This window comes from Achromobacter sp. EG18 (assembly GCF_059759395.1).
Genome location: NZ_CM186213.1, coordinates 3,180,442 through 3,201,355 on the forward strand (window position 1 = coordinate 3,180,442; position 20,914 = coordinate 3,201,355).

Annotated in this window: 16 protein-coding genes; 8 read left to right on the plus strand and 8 right to left on the minus strand. The window is 68.9% G+C overall.

The genetic code is table 11. The features are described from left to right. Nucleotides 1-149 precede the first annotated feature (149 nt). The 4 genes from AC6CR5_RS14495 (at nt 150) to fabI (ending at nt 5,525) form a co-directional block, all read left to right on the plus strand. Complete coding sequence (locus AC6CR5_RS14495; RefSeq protein WP_054438508.1) at nt 150-2,552, plus strand: DUF3141 domain-containing protein; 2,403 nt, start codon at nt 150-152, stop codon at nt 2,550-2,552. Next, nucleotides 2,549-3,493, plus strand: coding sequence for a phosphate acetyltransferase (locus AC6CR5_RS14500; protein ID WP_024070154.1), 945 nt, complete (start codon nt 2,549-2,551; stop codon nt 3,491-3,493). The genes AC6CR5_RS14495 and AC6CR5_RS14500 overlap by 4 nt, the downstream gene beginning before the upstream one ends. A gap of 77 nt (nt 3,494-3,570) precedes the next feature. Continuing rightward, nucleotides 3,571-4,755: an acetate/propionate family kinase gene (locus AC6CR5_RS14505; protein ID WP_026385196.1), complete on the plus strand. Its 1,185-nt coding sequence runs from the start codon at nt 3,571-3,573 to the stop codon at nt 4,753-4,755. Beyond that, nucleotides 4,752-5,525, plus strand: a complete 774-nt coding sequence (gene fabI / locus AC6CR5_RS14510; protein ID WP_006385602.1) for an enoyl-ACP reductase FabI — start codon at nt 4,752-4,754, stop codon at nt 5,523-5,525. The genes AC6CR5_RS14505 and fabI overlap by 4 nt, the downstream gene beginning before the upstream one ends. Nucleotides 5,526-5,554: 29 nt before the next feature. On the opposite strand, the gene AC6CR5_RS14515 is transcribed toward fabI, so the two are convergent. Next, nucleotides 5,555-7,246, minus strand: coding sequence for a SulP family inorganic anion transporter (locus AC6CR5_RS14515; RefSeq protein ID WP_498085730.1), 1,692 nt, complete (start codon nt 7,244-7,246; stop codon nt 5,555-5,557). Nucleotides 7,247-7,543: 297 nt separating this feature from the next. Here AC6CR5_RS14515 and AC6CR5_RS14520 point away from each other — a divergent pair, with 297 nt between their 5' ends. After that, nucleotides 7,544-8,527 carry a Bug family tripartite tricarboxylate transporter substrate binding protein gene (locus AC6CR5_RS14520; RefSeq protein WP_020926695.1) on the plus strand — a complete coding sequence of 328 codons (984 nt, stop codon included), beginning with the start codon at nt 7,544-7,546 and terminating at the stop codon, nt 8,525-8,527. 88 nt (nt 8,528-8,615) lie between these two features. Here AC6CR5_RS14520 and AC6CR5_RS14525 read toward each other — a convergent pair whose 3' ends face one another. From AC6CR5_RS14525 to tkt, 3 genes are all read right to left on the minus strand, one after another. Beyond that, entirely contained in the window at nt 8,616-9,809 is a 1,194-nt protein-coding gene (locus AC6CR5_RS14525) for a phosphoglycerate kinase (RefSeq protein WP_172999864.1), read from the minus strand. A 97-nt stretch (nt 9,810-9,906) separates the two neighbouring features. Further along, the gene (gene gap, locus AC6CR5_RS14530) at nt 9,907-10,917 is read right to left on the minus strand and encodes a type I glyceraldehyde-3-phosphate dehydrogenase (RefSeq protein WP_006385607.1); all 1,011 of its coding nucleotides are present in this window, start codon (nt 10,915-10,917) and stop codon (nt 9,907-9,909) included. A 15-nt stretch (nt 10,918-10,932) separates the two neighbouring features. Further along, nucleotides 10,933-12,969 carry a transketolase gene (tkt, locus tag AC6CR5_RS14535; RefSeq protein WP_006385609.1) on the minus strand — a complete coding sequence of 679 codons (2,037 nt, stop codon included), beginning with the start codon at nt 12,967-12,969 and terminating at the stop codon, nt 10,933-10,935. Nucleotides 12,970-13,228: 259 nt separating this feature from the next. Between tkt and AC6CR5_RS14540 the strand changes: the two genes are divergently transcribed. Both AC6CR5_RS14540 and AC6CR5_RS14545 read left to right on the plus strand, forming a co-directional pair. After that, the gene (locus AC6CR5_RS14540) at nt 13,229-13,729 is read left to right on the plus strand and encodes a hypothetical protein (RefSeq protein ID WP_024070159.1); all 501 of its coding nucleotides are present in this window, start codon (nt 13,229-13,231) and stop codon (nt 13,727-13,729) included. Between the two features lie 104 nt (nt 13,730-13,833). After that, complete coding sequence (locus tag AC6CR5_RS14545; protein WP_047993268.1) at nt 13,834-14,565, plus strand: 16S rRNA (uracil(1498)-N(3))-methyltransferase; 732 nt, start codon at nt 13,834-13,836, stop codon at nt 14,563-14,565. A 27-nt stretch (nt 14,566-14,592) separates the two neighbouring features. Here the strand turns inward: AC6CR5_RS14545 and AC6CR5_RS14550 are convergent, their stop codons facing one another. The 4 genes from AC6CR5_RS14550 to AC6CR5_RS14565 all read right to left on the minus strand — a co-directional run bounded on the left by AC6CR5_RS14550 (nt 14,593) and on the right by AC6CR5_RS14565 (nt 19,597). Beyond that, nucleotides 14,593-15,060 (minus strand): barstar family protein, encoded by a 468-nt coding sequence (locus AC6CR5_RS14550; protein WP_006385613.1) that lies wholly within the window; start codon nt 15,058-15,060, stop codon nt 14,593-14,595. Next, nucleotides 15,057-16,292, minus strand: a complete 1,236-nt coding sequence (locus AC6CR5_RS14555) for a patatin-like phospholipase family protein (protein WP_020926688.1) — start codon at nt 16,290-16,292, stop codon at nt 15,057-15,059. The genes AC6CR5_RS14550 and AC6CR5_RS14555 overlap by 4 nt, the downstream gene beginning before the upstream one ends. Then, the gene (locus AC6CR5_RS14560; RefSeq protein WP_498084647.1) at nt 16,273-18,561 is read right to left on the minus strand and encodes an NADP-dependent malic enzyme; all 2,289 of its coding nucleotides are present in this window, start codon (nt 18,559-18,561) and stop codon (nt 16,273-16,275) included. Before AC6CR5_RS14560 ends, AC6CR5_RS14555 begins: the two co-directional genes overlap by 20 nt. 139 nt (nt 18,562-18,700) lie before the next feature. Beyond that, nucleotides 18,701-19,597 (minus strand): FAD-binding protein, encoded by an 897-nt coding sequence (locus AC6CR5_RS14565; RefSeq protein WP_150101787.1) that lies wholly within the window; start codon nt 19,595-19,597, stop codon nt 18,701-18,703. Between the two features lie 44 nt (nt 19,598-19,641). Between AC6CR5_RS14565 and AC6CR5_RS14570 the strand changes: the two genes are divergently transcribed. Next, nucleotides 19,642-20,802, plus strand: a complete 1,161-nt coding sequence (locus AC6CR5_RS14570) for a pyridoxal phosphate-dependent aminotransferase (protein WP_020926685.1) — start codon at nt 19,642-19,644, stop codon at nt 20,800-20,802. Nucleotides 20,803-20,914: the final 112 nt, after the last annotated feature.

The window sequence follows — 20,914 nt, forward strand, 5'->3', positions numbered from 1 at the left end:
ATAGTCCCCGACGTTTGACCTGCATCAACCGTCCCCATGTTGCGATGCAACATCCATTCAGGTGTAATGGGGGGGTCAAGTCAGCTGGTTCCACTTGAGGAACCGGTCCGGTAGCACCCGCTGCCGGGTGCTACCTATAGGAGATCGCCATGGCCGGATCCGGCAACGATCGCGTCCCCGCCCCGTCCTTCAACCCCTGGACGGCCGCCTATGAATACGCTGTGGACGCCTGGCAGCGCGGCGTGCTGTACGCCGATGTGATGCGCCAGCGCGGCAACCAGTACCACGACCACATGGCCAAGCGGGCCCCCAACGTGCTCAGCATGGAGTACGAACTGGTGCTGGACGGCCGCGAACTGCCCAGGCCGGTCAACTACGGCCTGCTGCGCATCAAGCCGCCCGAGGGCGTGACGGTCGACCCGATCAAGCGCCCCTTCCTGGTGGTCGATCCGCGCGCCGGCCACGGCCCCGGCATCGGCGGCTTCAAGCCCGAGAGCGAGATCGGCGTGGCGGTGCGCGCCGGCCATCCCTGCTATTTCGCCACCTTCCTGCCGCAGCCCGTGCCCACCCAGACCGTCGAAGACGTGATGAAGGCCGAGGCCCATTTCCTGGAAGAGATCATCGCGCGCCACCCCGACGCCGAAGGCAAGCCGGTGGTGGTGGCCAACTGCCAGGCCGGCTGGCAGATCATGATGACCGCCGCCGTGCGTCCCGAGCTGTTCGGCCCCATCATCATCGCCGGCGCGCCGCTGTCCTACTGGGCGGGCTGGCGCGGCATGAATCCGATGCGCTACGCCGGCGGCCTGCTGGGCGGCAGCTGGCTCACCGCCCTGACCAGCGACCTGGGCGACGGCAAGTTCGACGGCGCCTGGCTGGTGCAGAACTTCGAGAATCTCAACCCGGCCAACACGCTCTGGTCCAAGCAGTACAACCTGTATTCCAAGGTCGACACCGAAGCCGGCCGCTACCTGAGCTTCGAGAAATGGTGGGGCGGCCACGTGTTCCTGAACGGGCCGGAAATCCAGTACATCGTCGACAACCTGTTCGTCGGCAACCGGCTGTCGACCGCCGGGCTGGTCACGTCGGACGGCATCCGCATCGACCTGCGCAACATCCGCTCGCCCATCGTGGTGTTCTGCTCCAAGGGCGACAACATCACCCCGCCGCCGCAGGCGCTGGGCTGGATTCCCGACCTGTACCAGGACGACGCCGAGGTGCTGGCGCACGACCAGACCATCGTCTACGCCGTGCATGAAAGCATCGGCCACCTGGGCATCTTCGTGTCCGGCAGCGTGGCGCGCAAGGAACACCAGGAATTCACCTCCAACATCGACATGATCGATGTGCTGCCGCCGGGCATCTACCAGGCCGAGATCGCCGACAAGACGCCGGACACGCCCAACGCCGACCTGGCCTATGGCAACTACGTGCTGTCGTTCGAGCAGCGCCGCATGGACGACGTGCGCGCCATCGTCGAACGCAAGGAAGACGACGACCTGCGCTTTGCCGCCGTGGCCCGCATCTCCGACATCAACCTGGGCATGTACCGCAGCTTCGTGCAGCCCTGGGTGCGCGCCCTGGTGACGCCGCAATCGGCCGAATGGAGCCAGCGCCTGCATCCGCTGCGCCTGCCCTACGAACTGGTGTCCGACCGCAACCCGCTGATCGCGCCCATCGCCCAGGTGGCCGAGCAGGTGCGCGAACATCGCCAGCCCGTGTCGCCCGACAACCCGTTCCTGCTGGCCCAGGAAATGTTTTCCAAGCTGGTCGAGACCAGCCTGAACATCTTCCAGGAACTGCGCGATTCGGCCGACGAGCGCACCTTCATGAGCGTCTACGGCTCGCCGCTGGTGCAGGACCTGGCCGGGCTGGGCGGCAAGGATGGCCAGCCGCGCCGCCACCCCGGCGTGTCGCCCGAACACCGCCGCTTCATGGAAGAACGCGCCGCCGAACTGCGCTCGCTGCTGCAGGAAGGCGGCCTGCGCGTGGCCGCCATCCGCATGCTGCTGTACGTGGCCGGCGCCGAGGGCGGCCTGGACGAACGCAGCTTCGCGCTGATCCGCAAGATGCGGGCCGAGGCCGGCAACGCCATGACGCTGCAGGAATTCAAGGACATCACCCGCGACCAGGCCATGATGATGCGGCTCGATTCCGCGGCCGTGCTGCAGACCATGCCGAAGCTGCTGGAAGGCTCGTCGCCCGCCGCCATCCGCGAGGCGCTGGAGGCCATGAAACACGTGCTCGAGGCGGCCCAGCCCCTGAGTCCGGCGGCGCGTGACAGCCTGGCCGAGATGGAACGGATCTTCGAGACCGCCGCGCGCCGCGCGCAAAAGCATGAGCCGGCGCCGGGCGCGCGCAAGGCCGTGCGCGCCGCCACCGCGAAACTGCAACCGTCGCCGCCGGCGCCGCCCGCCGCCCGTGCGCGCCGCGCCGCCACGGCGGCCGCCGCCAAGTCCACGCCGCAGGCCGCGGTCAAGGCCGCCGCCCGCAAGAAGGAAGCCGCGCCCGCGCGCGTCCGCAAACCCGCCACCGCCAAGGCCAAGCCGGAATGAGCCTGCCCACCTCCACGCACTACGACAAACTGATCGCGCGCGCCCAGACCCTGGCGCCCGCGGCCTGCGCCATCGCCCATCCCTGCGACGAACCGTCGTTGTCGGCCGCGCTGGAAGCGCGCGACCTGGGCCTGCTGCGCCCCATCCTGGTGGGGCCGGAACTCAAGATCCGCGACACGGCCGCGCAGCACAAGCTGAACCTGGGCGACGCCCGCATCGTCGATGCGCCGCACAGCCACGCCGCGGCCGAGACCGCCGTGGCGCTGGTGCGCGGCGGCGAGGCTTCGCTGCTGATGAAGGGCAGCCTGCACACCGACGAACTGATGCACGAGGTGGTGGCGCGCGCCACCGGCCTGCGCAGCGGCCGGCGCATCAGCCATGTGTTCATCATGGAAGTGCCGACCTACGCCGAGCCGCTGTTCATCACCGACGCGGCCATCAACATCTTTCCGGACCTCGAAACCAAGGCCGACATCATCCGCAACGTGATCGACCTGCACCACGGCCTGGGCCTGGGCGAGCCGCGCGTGGCGATCCTGTCGGCGGTGGAACAGGTCACGCCCAGCATCCCCAGCACCATCGAGGCCGCCGCGCTGTGCAAGATGGCCGACCGCGGCCAGATCAGCGGCGGCGTGCTCGACGGCCCGCTGGCGCTGGACAACGCCATCAGCCCCGACGCCGCCCGCATCAAGGGCATCCGCTCGCTGGTGGCGGGCGTGGCCCAGGTGCTGGTGGTGCCCGACCTGGAAGCCGGCAACATGCTGGCCAAGAACCTGACCTTCCTGGCCAACGCCGAGGCCGCCGGCATCGTGCTGGGCGCGCGCGTGCCCATCATCCTGACCAGCCGCGCCGACAGCCCGCGTTCGCGCCTGGCGTCGTGCGCGGTGGCGGCGATCTACGCGCACCACCTGGCCGCGCAGCAGGCGCGCCCGCTGGCCTAGGGCCGGCCGACAGGCCGTGAATGAGCGGCGGGGCCCCGGCCCCGCCTTGTCCGTTGCATCAAGAGGCGATCGACTTCATGTCCGACACCATTCTCGTCATCAACGCCGGCAGTTCCAGCATCAAGTTCTACCTGTACGACATCGACGGCAAGCAGGCCCTGGCGCCGCGCCTGGGCGGCCAGCTCGAAGGCATCGGCACCAGCCATCCGCGCCTGCGGGTGCGCGACGCCGCCGGCCAGACGCTGGTGGAACGCGACATCGCGCCCAGCCACGCGCCCGACGTGCCCAACGGCCAGGAAGTGGTCGGCACCTGGCTCAGCGGCCACCTGGGCGGCGCGCCGCTGGCCGTGGGCCATCGCGTGGTGCATGGCGGCCCCGACCTGTCCGAGCCGGTGCTGATCGACGACGCCATCCTCGCCAAGCTGGACACCTTCACGCCGCTGGCGCCGCTGCACCAGCCCAACAACCTGGCGCCGATCCGCGTCATCCGCGAGCGGCGCCCGTGGATTCCGCAGGTGGCGTGCTTCGACACCGCCTTCCATCGCAGCCATTCCGACGTGGCCGACCGCTACGCCCTGCCCGAGAACCTCTACCAGCAGGGCGTGCGCCGCTATGGCTTCCACGGCCTGTCGTACGAGTACATCGCGCAGCGGCTGCGCCAGGCGCTGCCCGAGATCGCGATGGGCAAGATCATCGCGGCGCACCTGGGCTCGGGCGTGTCGGCCTGCGCCATGCACCAGGGCAGGAGCGTCGACAGCACCATGGGATTCACCGCGCTGGAGGGCCTGCCCATGGGCACGCGCCCCGGACGCCTGGATGCCGGCGTGGTGCTGTGGATGATGGAACAGGGCATGTCGCACGACGACATCGAACATGTGCTGTACCACGACTGCGGCATGAAGGGCCTGTCGGGCATCAGCAACGACATGCGCGAGCTGCTGGCCAGCGACGCGCCGTCGGCCAGGCTGGCGCTCAAGTACTTCGCCTGGCGCGTGGCCGAAGGCATGATCGGCCTGGGCTGCGCCATGAACGGCATCGACGGCATCGTCTTCACCGCGGGCGTCGGCGAGAACTCGGCCGAGATCCGCCAGGCCATCAGCGAGCATTGGGGCTGGCTCGGCATCAAGCTGGATCCCGAGCGCAATGCGCATCACGGGCCGCGCATTTCCAGCGACGACAGCCGCATCGGCGTGTACGTGGTGCGCACCAATGAAGAACTGATCATCGCGCAGCACACGCTGGCCCTGGTGAAGCAACGATGAGCGCCGCCCTGCCTCTTGCCGGCAAGCGCGGCCTGGTCACCGGCATCGCCAACGCCGACTCCATCGCCTGGGGCTGCGCCAAGGCGTTCCGCGCCATGGGCGCGGAACTGGCCGTGACCTACCTGAACGACAAGGCCCGCCCGCACGTCGAGCCGCTGGCGCGCCAGGTCGACGCGCCGTTGCTGATGCCGCTGGACCTGCTGCGCGAGGGCGAGCTGGAGGCGGTGTTCGAGCGCATCGCCACCGAATGGGGCGGCCTGGACTTCGTGCTGCATTCCATCGCCTACGCCCCGCGCGACGACCTGCACGGCCGCGTCACCGACTGCTCGCGCGCCGGCTTCCTGACGGCCATGGACGTGTCGTGCTGGTCGTTCATCCGCATGGCCAAGCTGGCCGAGCCGCTGATGCCGACCGGCGGCACCTTGTTCTGCATGAGCTACTACGGCTCGCAGATGGTGGTCGAGCACTACAACATGATGGGCCCGGTGAAGGCCGCGCTGGAATCGGCCACCCGCTACCTGGCGGCCGAGCTCGGCCCGCAGGGCATCCGCGTGCATGCGATCTCCCCCGGACCGCTCAAGACCCGCGCCGCCTCGGGTATTGCCGAGTTCGACGCGCTGCTCGACCGCGCCCAGGCCAAGGCGCCGGCGCGCAGCCTGGTGTCGATCGACGACGTCGGCGAGGCCACCGCCTGGCTCGCCACCGACGCCGCCCGCCGCATGACCGGGCAGACGCTGTATATCGACGGCGGCTATCACATCATCGATTGAGGCGCGGGCGCCACGGCCCGCGCCAAGTATCAGGAGAGCGTGGCTGGCGCCGGCCCCTGGCGCCAGCGCTCGATGGCCTCGACCGCCTGTTCGGGCGACGCAAAGATCTTGTCACGGCCGATACGCTCGGCCAGGCCCGAGCGCTCCAGCGCCATGCGGAACTGGCCGTGGCCGCCCGCCACCAACAGCACAATGCCGCGGTCGCGCAACTCGCGCCGCAATTCGTACAGCGCCTCGATGGCGTCGGCATCGGCCTGCGTCATGGCTTCGGCGTCCAGCACGAACCAGGTGACATCGCCGGCCTGCTCGATGATTTCGCGCGCGCGCCGGCGGAAAGCGTCCGCGTTGAAGAACCACACCGACGACTCGAACAGCCAGATCACCGCGCCCGGCACCGGCTGCGCCTGCGGGTTCAGGTGCATCTTGCCCAGCACCGACTCGCCCGGCAGCCGCCCCAGCAGCGCATCGCGCGGATTGCCGGACACGTACATGGCGTACAGCAGGGTCGCGCCCACCGACACCGCCACGCCCTGCAGCACGCCGAAGCCCACCACGCCCACGGCCGCCAGGATGCCGAAGGCCAGCTCGATGCGCGAAATGCGCGCCAGCCGCATGAAGGCCTGGCCGTCGAACAGGCTGGCGGCCGCCAGCAGCAGGATCGCCGACAGCACCGCCTGCGGCAGCCAATAGAGCGGCGCGCTCAGCAGGCCCACCACGACGGCCAGCGCCACCGCCGCGCTCACTCCCACCAATGGCGACGAGCCGCCCGCGGCCAGGCCCACCGCCGTGCGCGAATCGGCCCCCGTCACCACGAAGCCCTGGAACAGCCCGGCCGCCACGTTGGCCGCGCCGAAACCGACCAGCTCGCGGTTCGGATCGACGTGTTCGCCTGTGCGCGCGGCAAAGCTGCGCGCCGTCACGATGCCGCTGGAAAAACTCACCACCAGCACACCCGCCGCGCCTAGCAGGATGTTGTCCACGCCGTCCAGCCGCACCGGCAGGCGCAGCGCCGGCAGGCCCGCCGGCACCTCGCCCACCACCGCGATGCCAAGGCTGGGAAAATCGAACAGCCACGACAGCAGGCAGGCGCCCACCACCAGCATGATCGGCCCCGGCCAGGTCGGCCGCCAGCGCTTGATCGCCACCAGCAGCAGGCACGACGCCAGCCCCAGGCACAGCGTCGGAATGCGGATCTCCGATACGCGCCGCGACAGTTCCAGGAACGGATGCACCAGCCCGCTGTTGCGCAGGCCCACGCCGGTCAGGCCGCTCAGTTGCGACAGCGCCAGCGTCACCGCCACGCCCGCCATGTAGCCGATCAGCACCGGCCGCGACAGCAGGTTGGCCAGCACGCCCAGCCGCAGCAGCCGCGCGATCAGGCAGCCCACCCCCACGGTCAGCGCAATGCCGGTCGCCGCCACCAGGCGGTCTTCGGGCGAGGTCAGCGCCATGCCGGTCAGCGTCGCCGCGATCAGCGTGCAGGTGGCCGTGTCCGGCCCCACGATCAAGGTGCGCGACGACCCGAACAGCGCGTACCCCAGCATGCCCGCGATGGCCGCCCACAGCCCCGCCACCGGTGGCACGCCCATCATCGCGGCATACGCCAGCCCCACCGGCAGCGCCACCGCGGCCACGCTCAGGCCCGCGGCAATATCGCGGCCCGCGGACTCCCGGGTCATGCCCCGGAAATTGTTCAGGCCAGGAAGAAAACGTAGGTTCATGGTGCTGCGGGGCAGGCGAAACGTGGACGGATACCGCGGAACGCGGGCGAGCGCCAAGCCTACACCAGTCCGCGTCCCCCAAACCGGGGGAGAATCAAGCGCCGATCAGCCGTAAATGCGCCTTCATTCCAAAAAGGAATCGACTTCCTTAAATATTTATCCCTTTTTATCAATCTGGGGATTGCGTAGAGTCTGGGGCACAACAGATGCGGCCTCGCGGCCGCTCACGGGGCCGTCCAGCGGCCCTTGAACAAGAGCGCGGCCGAACCCATGGACCGCGCGCCAGGAGACCCCAGCATGCCCCACGCATTCCTGCGCCGCGCCGCCGGCGCCGCGCTCGCATTCGCCGCACTTGCCGCCTTCCCCGCGCTGTCCCACGCCCAGGCCTACCCCGACCGTCCCATCAAGCTGGTCGTGCCATGGCCTCCGGGCGGCGCCACCGACGCCCTGGGCCGCATGCTGGCGCAGCGCCTGACCGAACGCCTGGGCCAGACCGTCATCGTCGACAACAAGGCCGGCGCCGGCGGCAACATCGGCACGGCCGCATTCGTGCGCGAGAAACCCGACGGCTACACCCTGCTGGTCGCCACCAGCTCGACCAACGCCGCCAACCCGCACCTGTATGCGCGCCTGGGCTTCGACCCGGTCAAGGACTTCACGCCCGTCGCCTTCGTCGCCGAGATTCCCAACATCCTGGAAGTGCCCAAGCAGTCGCCCTACCGGTCGGTGCAGCAGTTGGTGGACGCCGCCAAGGCCGCGCCCGGCAAGCTCAACTACGGTTCGGGCGGCGTCGGCTCGTCGCAGCATCTGGCTGGCGCCATGTTCAAGGCGCGTACCGGCGTCGACATCCTGCACATCCCCTACAAAGGCAGCGGCCCCGCCGTATCCGACCTGCTCGCGGGCCAGGTCGACATGATGATCGACACCGGCTCGCTGGCCCAGGTCCAGGCCGGCGCCCTGCGCGCCCTCGCCGTCGCTTCGCGCCAGCGCCTGCCCGCTTTGCCGGACGTGCCCACCTTTGCCGAAGTGGGCGTCAGCGACATGTATGCCTCGGCCTGGTACGGCATCGTCGCCCCGGCCGGCACGCCCAACGACATCGTCGCCCGCCTGAACCGCGACATCAACGCCATCACCAGCGACCCGGCCATGCGCCAGCGCATGGAATCCATGGGCGCCATCGTCCCCGCCGGCCAGACGCCCGCGGCCTTCGGTGATTTCATGCGCGCCGAGGTCGACCGCTACGGCGGCATCGTGAAGCTGTCGGGCGCGAAGATGGAATAAATGCCCCGCGGCGGACAATGTGGTCTCCGGCCCATGAAAAAAAAGCCGCTCCTTTCGGAGCGGCTTTTTCATCGCGCGGGCGGAAAGATTACTGGGCCCGCTCCTGCAGCACGGCCACGGCCGGCAGCGTCTTGCCTTCCAGGAATTCCAGGAACGCGCCGCCGCCGGTCGAGATGTAGCCGACCTGCTCGCCGATGCCGTACTTGGCGATCGCGGCCAGCGTGTCGCCGCCGCCCGCGATCGAGAAGCCCTCGGAATCCGCGATCGCCTGCGCCACCACCTTGGTGCCGTTGGCGAACTGGTCGAACTCGAACACGCCGACCGGGCCGTTCCAGACGATGGTGCCGGCCTGCTTGAGGATCTCGGCCAGCTGCTGCGCGGTCTGCGGGCCGATGTCCAGGATCATGTCGTCGGCGGCCACGTCATCGGCCGCCTTGACGGTGGCCTCGGCGTCCGCGCCGAACGCCTTGGCGCACACCACGTCCACCGGGATCGGCACGTCCGCGCCACGCTGCTTCATCAGCTCAATCACGGCGCGCGCCTGCTCCACCTGGTCCGGCTCGGCCAGCGACTTGCCGATCGGCAGCCCGGCGGCCAGCATGAAGGTGTTGGCGATGCCGCCGCCGACCACCAGCTGGTCGACCTTGTCGGCCAGCGATTGCAGGATCGACAGCTTGGTCGACACCTTGGAGCCGCCGACGATCGCCACCAGCGGGCGCTTCGGTTCGTGCAGCGCGCGGCCCAGCGCGTCCAGCTCGGCTTCCAGCAGCGGGCCGGCGCAGGCCACCGGCACGAAGCGCGCGATGCCGTGCGTGGTGGCCTCGGCGCGGTGCGCCGTGCCGAAGGCGTCATTGACGTAGACGTCGCACAGCGCCGCCATCTTGCGCGACAGCGCTTCGTCGTCCTTCTTCTCGCCGACGTTGACACGGCAGTTTTCCAGCAGCACCACCAGGCCCGGCTCGACCTTGACGCCGTCGACCCAGTCCCGCACCAGCGGCACGGGCATGCCCAGCAGCTCGGACAGGCGCTGGCCGACCTTGGCCAGCGAATCGGCCTCGGTCAGCACGCCCTCTTTCGGGCGGCCCAGGTGCGAGGTGACCATCACCGCGGCACCGGCATCCAGCGCCAGGCGGATGCCGGGCACCGAGGCGCGGATGCGGGTGTCTTCGGAAATGCGGCCGGCGTCATCGAACGGCACGTTCAGATCGGCGCGGATGAACACGCGCTTGCCGGACAGGGCGCCGGCCTTGGCCAGCGCGGACAGGGTATTGACCTTGGACATATGCTTTGCGTCTCCTAGAGTTGGCGAACGAAGGGGACGAACCCGCTTTCCGCCGTGGCGGAAAACCTGTTCGTCCCCTTCGATCCGACAGCGATGCTTACTTGGCCGACATCAGCGCGACGGTGGTGTCGAGCATGCGGTTCGAGAAGCCCCACTCGTTGTCGTACCAGGACGAAACCTTGACCAGGCGGCCCGAGACCTTGGTCAGCGACGCGTCAACGGTGCTGGAGGCCGGGTTGTGGTTGTAGTCCACCGAGACCAGGGGTTCGGTGTTGTAGTCCAGGATGCCCTTGAGCTCGCCTTCCGAGGCGGCCTTCAGGATGCCGTTCACTTCCTCGACGGTCGTGTCGCGCTTGGCCACGAAGGACAGGTCGACGATCGACACGTTGATGGTCGGGACGCGGATGGCGTAGCCGTCCAGCTTGCCGTTCAGTTCCGGCAGCACCAGGCCGACCGCGGCGGCGGCGCCGGTCTTGGTCGGGATCATGCTCATGGTGGCCGAACGGGCGCGGCGCAGGTCTTCGTGGTAGACGTCGGTCAGGACCTGGTCGTTGGTGTAGGCGTGGACGGTCGTCATCAGGCCGTTTTCCAGGCCCAGCTTGTCGTTCAGCGGCTTGACCAGCGGGGCCAGGCAGTTGGTGGTGCACGACGCGTTCGAGATGACGGTGTCGGTCGACTTCAGCACGCCGTGGTTGACGCCGTAGACGACGGTGGCGTCAACGTCCTTGCCGCCCGGGGCCGAGATGATGACCTTCTTGGCGCCGCCCTTGATGTGCGCGCCGGCCTTTTCCTTGGTCGTGAAAAAGCCCGTGCATTCCAGCACCACGTCGACCTTCAGCTCGCCCCAGGGCAGTTCGGCCGGGTTGCGGTTGGCCAGCACGCGGATCTTGTCGCCGTTGACGACCATGTACTCGCCGTCGACGTCGACGGTGCCCGGGAACTTGCCGTGGGCGGTGTCGTAGCGGGTCAGGTGGGCGTTGGTCTTGGGATCGCCCAGGTCGTTGATGGCGACGATTTCGATATCGTGCTTCTTGCCACCTTCATAGTGGGCACGCAGGATGTTGCGGCCGATGCGACCGTAACCGTTGATGGCGACGCGAATGGTCATGACTAGGCTCCTTTTTTACAGAACTTGCTTGACGGTCTCGGCCACCTTGTCGGCGGTCAGCCCGAAGAACTTGAACAGCGCGCCCGCGGGGGCCGATTCGCCGTAGCGGTCGATGCCGACCACGGCGCCTTCCAGGCCCACGTACTTGTGCCAGAAGGCGGTCACGCCGGCCTCGACGGCCACGCGCGGCAGGCCCTTGGGCAGCACCGATTGCTTCCAGGCGGCGTCCTGCTTGTCGAACACGTCGGTGCTCGGCATGGACACCACGCGCACCGCGATGCCTTCCTTGGCCAGCTGGGCTTGCGCGTCCAGGGCGATGGCGACTTCGGAACCGGTGGCGATGATGACGGCGCGGGCGCCATCGGCGTCGCGCAGCACGTAGCCGCCGCGGGCGATGGCGTCCACGGTGGCGGCATCGCGTTGCACGAACGGCAGGTTCTGGCGCGACAGCAACAGGGCCGTCGGGCCGCCGTCATGCACGTCCATGCCGATGCTGGCAGGACGCGTCACGGCGGCATTCCAGGCCACGGCGGTTTCGGCCGTGTCGCACGGGCGCCAGAGCGACAGGTTGGGGATCAGGCGCAGGCTGGCGGCGTGCTCGATCGACTGGTGGGTCGGGCCGTCTTCGCCCAGGCCGATGGAGTCGTGCGTGAACACGTGCACCACGCGCTGCTTCATCAGCGCGGCCATGCGGATGGCGTTGCGCGAATAATCGGAGAACGTCAGGAAGGTGCCGCCGAACGGCAGGTAGCCGCCATGCAGCGCCACGCCGTTCATGATGGCGGCCATGCCGAATTCGCGCACGCCGTAGTTGATGTGGCGGCCGAACTGGATGCCCTTGTCGCCGGCGCGCACGGCGCCCACGCCCTTCCAGTCGGTGAAGTTCGAGCCGGTCAGGTCGGCCGAGCCGCCCAGCATTTCGGGCAGCGCGGCGGCCAGCGCCGTGATCGCGAACTGCGAAGCCTTGCGGGTGGCGACGGTTTCGGCCTTTTCCAGCGTGGCGTTCAGGAACGCCTTGAATTGGTCGGCGTAGCCGGCCGGCAATTCGCCCTTCATGCGGCGCGTGAACTCGGCGGCCTCGGCCGGGAATTCGGCGGCGTAGGCGTCGAACGCCGATTGCCATTCGGCCTGCGCGGCGGCGCCGGCCTTGCGGCCGTCCCAGCCGTCGTAGACGTCCTGCGGGATCTGGAACGGCTCGGCCGACCAGCCCAGCGCGGCGCGGGTGGCGGCGATCTCGTCCTTGCCCAGCGGCGCGCCGTGCACGTTGTGGGTGCCGGCCATGTTGGGCGAACCCTTGCCGATGACGGTGCGGCAGACGATCAGCGTGGGCTTTTCCGATTGCGCGCGGGCGGCCTTGATGGCGGCGTCCACGGCGGCGGCGTCGTGGCCGTCGATGCCGCGGATGACGTTCCAGCCGTAGCCCTCGAAGCGCTTGGCGGTGTCGTCGGCGAACCAGTGCTCGACGTGGCCGTCGATCGAGATGCCGTTGTCGTCATACAGCACCACCAGCTTGGACAGCTTGAGCGTGCCGGCCAGCGAGCACACTTCGTGCGAGATGCCTTCCATCAGGCAGCCGTCGCCGGTGAAGGCATAGGTGTGATGGTCGACGATGGTGTGGCCGGGCTTGTTGAACTCGGCGGCCAGCAGCGCTTCGGCCAGCGCCATGCCGACGGCATTGCCCAGGCCCTGGCCCAGCGGGCCGGTGGTGGTTTCCACGCCCGGGGTGATGCCCACTTCGGGGTGGCCCGGCGTCTTGGAATGCAGCTGGCGGAAGTTCTTCAGTTCTTCGATCGGCAGGTCGTAGCCGGTCAGGTGCAGCAGCGCGTAGATCAGCATCGAGCCGTGGCCGTTGGACAGCACGAAGCGGTCGCGGTTGGCCCAGGCGGGATCCTTGGGGTTGTGGCGCAGGTTGCCGATCCAGAGGGCCTGGGCGATTTCCGCCATGCCCATGGGAGCGCCCGGGTGCCCGGAGTTCGCTTGTTGCACGGCATCCATCGCGAGGGCGCGGATGGCATCCGCCAAGGCAAGTTTAGGGGCGGTCGGATTGCTCATTCGGAAGGCTCTTTGAGGCTGGCGCGCCCACGCAGGAAATGGGGGCCAGTTGAGTAGGTTGCGAAGCAGACGATTTTAACACCTGGGGATGAGCCGGCCGGCGGCTGGCGGCGGGGTCCGCCAGATGGACGATACCCCCTGGGGAAAACGCGGTCCCCCGGGGCGGAAACCGCAATGGTATGGCGTAGTTCCCACAATTGCGGCGGGCCGGTCCGAGATTCATGATGGACCGGCATCCTCCCTTGCTGGATTCCGTATCATGATTGCCATGTTGAGCTTCACCATCCCCGCCGCCGGCATCCTGGCCCTGCGCAACGCGCTCGGCGAGGAACGCGCCATCGCGGTGGCGCAGGCGCTGGAACACGCCCGCCTGCAGGGCGAGGCCGACCTGCTCAAGCGCTCGCAGGACGAAGCACGCGCCGAACTCCAGGCCTATGCCCTGTCACGCGTCGACTTCGCCCGCGAACGCGCCGAGCTCGAACGCGACATCGCCAAGCGCGCCGCCCAGGAACAATTCGACAGACTCGTCGAAATCGTCGCGCAATTGCCCACCCGCGAGGAACTCAAGCAATTGCCCACCCGCGAAGAACTCAAGCGTTTCGCCACCCACGAAGACCTGGCCGAGGTACGCCACGACCTCCTGCGGCTGGACAAGAAAATGACCGTGGGTTTCCTGACCCTGCTGACGCTGCAACTGGCGTCCAGCGCTCCCACCCTGATCGACTGGGGCATCAAGATGGTAGGCTACGCGCTCAGGTGACCGGGCGACGAGCCTGGCCCCTGAGTCGCCGGGCCGCTGCCCGTGCCGCGCCCCGGGTCTGCGCCCGGCCCCACGTCCGCTTTCCGTCCGCCACCGCGTTACCCATGTCCGCTCCCCGCTTCTTCTGCGACGCTCCCCTTTCCGCCGGCGCCCGCATCGTCCTGCCGGAGGCCCTGGCTCACCACGCCATCCGCGTGCTGCGGCTGCGCGCGGGGGAACCCATGGTGCTGTTCAACGGCCAGGGCGGCGAATATCCAGCGGTGCTGGAAATCGAGGGCAAGACCGGCTTCGCCCAGCTGGGCGCGTTCGATCCGCGCGAAGCCGAGCTGGCCGGCCGCATCACCCTGGTACAGGGCCTGCCCGCCGGCGACAAGATGGACTGGGTGGTGGAAAAAGCCGTGGAGCTGGGCGCCGCCCATGTCTGTCCCATCGCCGCGCAGCGCAGCGTGCTGCAACTGGCCGGCCCGCGGCTGGAAAAGCGGGTGGCCCACTGGCAGCGCATCGCGCAGTCGGCCGCCGAACAGTGCGGCCGCAATCGCCTCATGGCGGTCGAGGCGCCCATGGCCCTGGCCGACTGGCTGGCGCGGCCCGCCGATGGCCTGCGCCTGCTGTGCCACCCGCAGGCCGATACCGACCTGGCCGGCCTGCTCGGCGCCACGCCCGGCCTGGCTTCACTGACGCTGCTGGTCGGCCCCGAGGGCGGCTGGTCGGACCAGGAATTGGCCCTGGCGCGCGAGGCCGGCGTGCAGGCCGTCAGATTCGGCCCGCGCGTGCTGCGCACGGAAACGGCTGGCCTGGCCTTGATCTCAGCCGCCGGGGCGCTGCTGGGCTGGTAACGGCGCGAATGCCGCCCGCCAGGAACTTCAGTCGTTCTCGCCGTAGGGCGCGGCGGCCACGCCGGGCTCGGGGTCCGGGTGCTTGCCCGCGTGCTCCACCACATACGCAAAGGTGCGACCATTTTCGTGGGCGAACTCCGCGGCGTCGGCGCACACCGACTCGATGCGGGCGGCGTCTTCCTCCAGCGCCGGGTCGCCGGAATGCAGCTTGTACAGCCACAGCACCACGCCGGTCTTGTGATCCAGCACGGTGTCGCACAGGCAGTCGTAGAGCGCGTCGAGGTTGCCGCCGAAATACTCGGGGAAATCGACCGCCTTGACGATGGCGCGCAGCACCGCGGAACGGCTGCGGGCCGGGTCGCAATTGGCCACGAACAGTGCCAGGCCGAGCTCGTGCGCGGCGTCGACCACGGCCTTTTTGTCCAGCCCGTCATGGGCCAGCGCTCCACCTCGCTTCAACTGCTTGTGCAGGGTAGATTGGGCATTGCGCGTCATGCCTGTGCCTCCTTGAAAAAGGCGATCACTTCATCGTTACGCTGCATCGTATCGGCATAACCCAGTTCGATCAATCGCTTGGTGTAGCTGGACTCGAACAACAGGTAGGACATCAGCGCACCGCCCCCGGGACGGCCTGGGTCGGACGATACACCGAGTACGCGGAAAAGGGCACGGGCCTGCGCCGGCATGTCGCCCAGGTGCTCCAGCGCCAGCGAATCCAGCGAGCGGCTCGGGGTGATGGTCAGCACCTGGATGCGGCGCACGGTGACCGGCTCGCCCCCATCGCGTGGAACGGCCTGGTCGACCAGGTAGTTCATCCGCTCCAGGCGCTCGACGTCCATCGACAGGCCGTCCAGGAAAATGCTGGACAGGGCATGCCCGCCCACCTGGGCCAGGGAGGGATACGGCGGGGAATCCTCGCGGTGTTCAGGATGGGTGTCGTCGCGAAAGCCGGTGCCGATCACCAGCACCCGGTGCGCGCCCAGGTGGATGGCGGGGCTGATCGGCGCCAGCTGCCGCATGGAACCGTCGCCGCACCACTCGCCCTTGCCGTGCACCTTGATCTGCCGGGCCGGGAAGACGAAGGGAATGGCGGACGACGCCATCAGGTGATCGACCGTGATCGGCGTCGGGATGGCCAGCCGCAGGTAGCGGTGCCAGGGCTCGATCGGCGTGTGCGCCTGGTAGAAGGTCAGGTGCTCGCCGCTGGTGTAGCCCGAGGCCGTGATCGCCAGCGCCGACAGGGCGCCGCTTTCCAGGCTGGACTGCAGGTGGTCGAAATCCAGTACCCGCGCCAGCAGCGCCTGCATCGGGCTATTGTCCAGCAGCGACTGCGGCCGCTTGCGCGTCAGGCCGGAGTACATCCACCCCAGCGACAGCAGCCCCAGCCAGCGCACGCCCGTGCGGATCAGGCCGGGCGCGTCGGCCCGGTAGATCATGTCGGTGTTGAGCGACGACCACAGGCGCCGGATGCGCCGTACGCCCAGGTGGGGACGCTCGGCCCGGCAGGCCAGCGCGGCGGCGTTGATGGCGCCGGCGGACGTGCCGCAGATGATGTCGAAGGGATTCTTGAAACGCGAATGCCAGTCGGGGTCCAGCAGCTCCATGATGGCGCTGAGCACGCCCACCTGGTAGGCGGCGCGGGCGCCGCCGCCTGTCAGGACCAGGCCGGTCGGCGTGCGCGGGCACGCCGGACCGCCATTGGTGACTTCAACGCGGGGTATTGGCATCCACCACCGTCATCGCGGTCATGTTGACGATGCGGCGCACGGTCGAGCTGGAGGTCAGGATGTGCACCGGCGCATTGGCGCCCAGCAGGAACGGGCCCACCGCCACGTTGCCGCCGGCCGCCGTCTTGAGCAGGTTGTAGGCGATATTGCCGGCGTCCACGTTCGGGCACACCAGCAGGTTGGCCTCGCCCTTGAGCGTGGAGGACGGCAGGATCCGCAGGCGCAGCGCTTCATCCAGCGCGCAGTCGCCGTGCATTTCGCCGTCGATCTCCAGCTCCGGCTCGGCTTGGCGCACCAGTTCCAGCGCGCGGCGCATCTTGGCGCCCGAGGCCGAGCTGCCCGAACCGAAGTTCGAGCGCGACAGCAGCGCCACCTTCGGCGCCAGGAACATGCGCTGCATTTCCTTGGCCGCGGCGATGGTGAACTCGGCGATCTGCTCGGCCGTCGGTTCGTCGTTGACGTGCGTGTCCACCAGCACCACCGTGCGCTCGTTGAGCAGCAGGATGTTCATGGCGGCGTAGACGTTGCGGCCCGGCCGGCGGCCGATCACTTCGTCGATGAAGCGCAGGTGGTCGTGATAGGCGCCGACCGAACCGCAGACCATGCCGTCGGCATCGCCCAGGTGCACCATCATCGCGCCGATCAAGGTCATGCGGCGGCGCATTTCCACGCGCGCCATTTCCTTGGTGATGCCACGTCGGCACATGCGCTCCCAGTACGTGGTCCAGTACTGATGGAAGCGTTCGTCGTATTCGGGGTTGGTGACTTCGACGTCCTCGCCCAGGCGCAGGCGCAGGCCGAGTTTCTCGATGCGGGTCAACAGCACCGAGGGACGGCCCACCAGGATGGGACGGGCCAGGCCTTCGTCCACCACTACCTGCACCGCGCGCAGCACGCGCTCGTCCTCGCCTTCGGCGAACACGATGCGGGCCGGGCCGCCTTCGCGCACGATGCGCTTGGCGGCCGAGAACAGCGGCTTCATGAAGGCGCCGGAGTGGTACACGAACTGCTGCAGCTGCTCTTCGTAGGCTTCCAGGTCTGGCAGCGGACGCGTGGCCACGCCGCCTTCCATGGCGGCCTTGGCCACTGCCGGCGCGATGCGCACGATCAGGCGCGGATCGAACGGCTTGGGAATCAGGTATTCGGGGCCGAACGAGATATCGAAGGTGCCGTAGGCGGCGGCCACCACCTCGTTCTGCTCTTCCTCGGCCAGCTCGGCGATGGCGTACACCGCCGCCTTTTCCATTTCACGGGTGATGGTGGTGGCGCCCACGTCCAGCGCCCCGCGGAAGATGTACGGGAAGCACAGCACGTTGTTGACCTGGTTCGGGTAGTCCGAACGCCCCGTCGCCATCACCACGTCGTCGCGCACGGAATGGGCGAGTTCGGGCAGGATCTCGGGCGTGGGATTGGCCAGCGCCAGGATCAGCGGGCGCGGGCCCATGGCCGCCACCATCTCGGGCTTGAGCACGCCGCCGGCCGACAGGCCCAGGAACACGTCCGCGCCCTCGATCACCTCGGCCAGCTTGCGGGCGTCGGTCTTCTGCGCGAAACGCGCCTTGTCCGGGTCCATCAGCACGGTGCGGCCTTCGTAGACCACGCCTTCGATGTCGGTGACCCAGATGTTTTCCAGCGGCAGGCCCAGGTCCACCATCAGGTCCAGGCAGGCCAGCGCGGCCGCGCCAGCGCCCGACGTCACCACCTTGACCTTGTCGATGTCCTTGCCCACGACCTTCAGGCCGTTGATGAAGGCGGCGGAAACGGTGATGGCGGTGCCATGCTGGTCGTCATGGAAGACGGGGATCTTCATGCGCTCGCGCAGCTTGCGCTCGACGGTGAAGCATTCCGGCGCCTTGATGTCTTCCAGGTTGATGCCGCCGAAGGTGGCTTCCAGGCCGGCGATGATCTCGACCAGCTTGTCCGGGTCGGTCTCGTTGATCTCGATGTCGAACACGTCCAGCCCGGCGAACTTCTTGAACAGCACCGCCTTGCCTTCCATCACCGGCTTGGAGGCCAGCGCGCCGATATTGCCCAGGCCCAGCACCGCGGTGCCGTTGGAGATCACGCCCACCAGGTTGCCGCGGCCGGTGTAGCGGAACACATTGGCCGGGTCCGCCACGATTTCCTCGCAGGCCGCCGCCACCCCGGGCGAGTACGCCAGGGCCAGGTCGCGTTGGTTGGAGAGCTGCTTGGTCGGCGTGACGGAGATTTTGCCGGGACGGCCGTGCTCGTGGTATTCAAGGGCGGCTTTGCGGAGGTTGGCATCCATAGGGGCGGCTACTGGCTAGAGTGAGGAACACGAAAGGGGGCAATTCTATTCCGATGACGGGCCGGACGAAACGTTCCCGCAGGGGGCCGCCGGCGTGCACGGCCGCCATGGCCGCGGCGCCGCCCATCTTACCCCCGGCTTACAAATTGTCGCCATCCGGGCGCGCCGCCAATTCGGGAAAACGCCCATACGGATCGAACAGCGCCTTGATCCGCGCCCGCAGCGCGGCGGCCTGCGGCGGCGCGGCGTCGCCCGACGCGGAATCGGCCGGCGCCGCCCCGATGGCCAGCGTCACCCCCTGCACCCAGGCCAGCGTGCCGCCGTGTCCCAGCACCAGATGCGCCAGGTTGACGGTGGCGGGCGCCTCGGGCGCCAGCGCATCCAGGCGGTAGCGCGCGCCCCAGCGCGGCGCCGCGCGGCAGGCGCTGGCCAGTTCGCCTGCGGCCAACTGGAACAGCGCCGGCACCAGCCGTTGCACCGTCGCCGACCGCAGCGGCTGCACGTCGTCCGTGCCAAAGGGGCCCAGGGTTTCCTCCACCCCATCGGCCAGCAGCAGGTCCACGGCCAGCACGCCCGAATCGGCGCAGCGTCCCATCGGCCACGCCGCCGGGGCCGCCAGCCATTGCGCCAGGGTCATGCTGCCCGGCAGCCCGTCGAACTGCCGCAGGCCCGCCTGCGCCAGGGCGGCCAGCGGCACGCCCGGCTGGGCGCGCCAGCGCGGAGTCGGCCCCGCCAACCGCGCCAGCCCCGCCAGGCGGCCCGGATCGACCGTCAGCAGCGGCCCGCTCACCGGCGCGAACGGCCCCTGCGCCTCGTCCAGCGCCATCACCACGCCATACTCGGCGCACAGCGCGCGCGCATGGGCCACGTCGGCCTCGCGCTGCGGCGCCAGCATGGCGCGCGGCCCCAGGACCGGCGCCTCGCCCAGGTCGCGCACGGCCCCCTGGCACAACAGCGCCAGCCGTTGCAGGAAAGTGGCCCAGGGCGTCTGGACCGGCCGTCGGCCAAGGAGGAAAGCGCGCCGCGATGGCTGCATGACTACAATCCTTTTTTCCGCTTCAAATCGCCTTCGAGATTCCGATGCCCCGCCTTGCCGCCCGTACCAACGATTTCCTGACCTTCCAGGTGGTTGAACTATTCAAGCAGGCGCAAGCGCTGCAGGCGGCGGGCAAGGACATCATCAGCCTGGGCATCGGCGAACCGGACTTTACCGCGCCGCCCCAGGTCGTGGAAGCGCTGCAGCGCGCGGCGCAGGCCGGCCACAGCGGCTACAGCGCCCCGGCCGGCCTGATGCCGCTGCGCGAAGCCATCGCCCGGTTCTACCACGAACAGTTCGGCGCCAGGATCGATCCGCGCCGCGTCATCGTCACCGCCGGCGCCTCCGGCGCCCTGACCCTGGCCTGCGCCGCCCTGGTCAACACCGGCGCCGAAGTGCTGATGCCGGACCCCTCCTACCCCGCCAACAGCAACTTCGTGCTGGCGGCCGGCGGCCGGCCGCGCCTGATCCCCAGCTCGGCCGACAAGCGCTTCCAGCTGTCGGCGCAGGACGTCGCCGCGCACTGGACCGAGGCCACCCAGGGCGTGCTGGTGGCCTCGCCCAGCAACCCCACCGGCACCTCCATCGACCATGGCGAACTGGCCAGGCTGCTGGCCGAAGTCCGCGCCCGCGACGGCTTCGCCATCGTCGACGAGATCTACCTGGGCCTGTCGTACGAAGGTCAGCCGCGCTCCGCGCTGACGCTGGACGACGACATCATCGTCATCAACAGCTTCTCCAAGTATTTCCACATGACCGGCTGGCGCCTGGGCTGGATGATCGTGCCCGAGGCCATGGTGGCCGCGGTCGAGAAGATCGCCGGCAGCCTCGCCATCTGCGCTCCCACCCTGGCGCAGCACGCCGCCCTGGCCTGCTTCACCCCCGACGCCCTGCGCACCTTCGAACACCGCCGCGAAGCCTTCAAGCAGCGCCGCGACTACCTGCTGCCCGAGTTCGAACGCCTGGGCCTGAAGGTGCCGGTCAAGCCCGATGGCGCCTTCTACATCTACGCCGACATCAGCGACCTGGCCAACGACAGCGCCGCCTTCTCGCAACGCCTGCTGCTCGAAGCCGGCATCGCCGCCGTGCCCGGCCTGGACTTCGGCCCCGCTCACGGCCGCCACACCATGCGCTTTTCCTATGCCACCGGCCTGGACCGGCTGGAAGAAGCCGTGGCCCGCATGGGCAAGCTGCTGGGCCGCTGACGCGCGGCCAGGCCGTCCTGCCCCTTCCCCTCGCCCGTTGATTTTGGATTGCCGGACCGGTATTTCCAATCCGTCCAGACCTTTCCCGACTCAATAGCCAACCGTGTGCGTC

Bases quoted from the DNA above. Each gene is read 5' to 3' on its own strand.
- AC6CR5_RS14550 (WP_006385613.1), bottom strand. From the start codon at position 15,060: ATGACGCGCAATGCCCAATCTACCCTGCACAAGCAGTTGAAGCGAGGT.
- AC6CR5_RS14545 (WP_047993268.1), top strand. From the start codon at position 13,834: ATGTCCGCTCCCCGCTTCTTCTGCGACGCTCCCCTTTCCGCCGGCGCC.
- AC6CR5_RS14565 (WP_150101787.1), bottom strand. From the start codon at position 19,597: ATGCAGCCATCGCGGCGCGCTTTCCTCCTTGGCCGACGGCCGGTCCAG.
- AC6CR5_RS14515 (WP_498085730.1), bottom strand. From the start codon at position 7,246: ATGAACCTACGTTTTCTTCCTGGCCTGAACAATTTCCGGGGCATGACC.
- fabI (WP_006385602.1), top strand. From the start codon at position 4,752: ATGAGCGCCGCCCTGCCTCTTGCCGGCAAGCGCGGCCTGGTCACCGGC.
- AC6CR5_RS14520 (WP_020926695.1), top strand. From the start codon at position 7,544: ATGCCCCACGCATTCCTGCGCCGCGCCGCCGGCGCCGCGCTCGCATTC.
- gap (WP_006385607.1), bottom strand. From the start codon at position 10,917: ATGACCATTCGCGTCGCCATCAACGGTTACGGTCGCATCGGCCGCAAC.
- AC6CR5_RS14540 (WP_024070159.1), top strand. From the start codon at position 13,229: ATGATTGCCATGTTGAGCTTCACCATCCCCGCCGCCGGCATCCTGGCC.
- AC6CR5_RS14505 (WP_026385196.1), top strand. From the start codon at position 3,571: ATGTCCGACACCATTCTCGTCATCAACGCCGGCAGTTCCAGCATCAAG.
- AC6CR5_RS14500 (WP_024070154.1), top strand. From the start codon at position 2,549: ATGAGCCTGCCCACCTCCACGCACTACGACAAACTGATCGCGCGCGCC.
- AC6CR5_RS14570 (WP_020926685.1), top strand. From the start codon at position 19,642: ATGCCCCGCCTTGCCGCCCGTACCAACGATTTCCTGACCTTCCAGGTG.
- AC6CR5_RS14560 (WP_498084647.1), bottom strand. From the start codon at position 18,561: ATGGATGCCAACCTCCGCAAAGCCGCCCTTGAATACCACGAGCACGGC.
- tkt (WP_006385609.1), bottom strand. From the start codon at position 12,969: ATGAGCAATCCGACCGCCCCTAAACTTGCCTTGGCGGATGCCATCCGC.
- AC6CR5_RS14495 (WP_054438508.1), top strand. From the start codon at position 150: ATGGCCGGATCCGGCAACGATCGCGTCCCCGCCCCGTCCTTCAACCCC.
- AC6CR5_RS14555 (WP_020926688.1), bottom strand. From the start codon at position 16,292: ATGCCAATACCCCGCGTTGAAGTCACCAATGGCGGTCCGGCGTGCCCG.
- AC6CR5_RS14525 (WP_172999864.1), bottom strand. From the start codon at position 9,809: ATGTCCAAGGTCAATACCCTGTCCGCGCTGGCCAAGGCCGGCGCCCTG.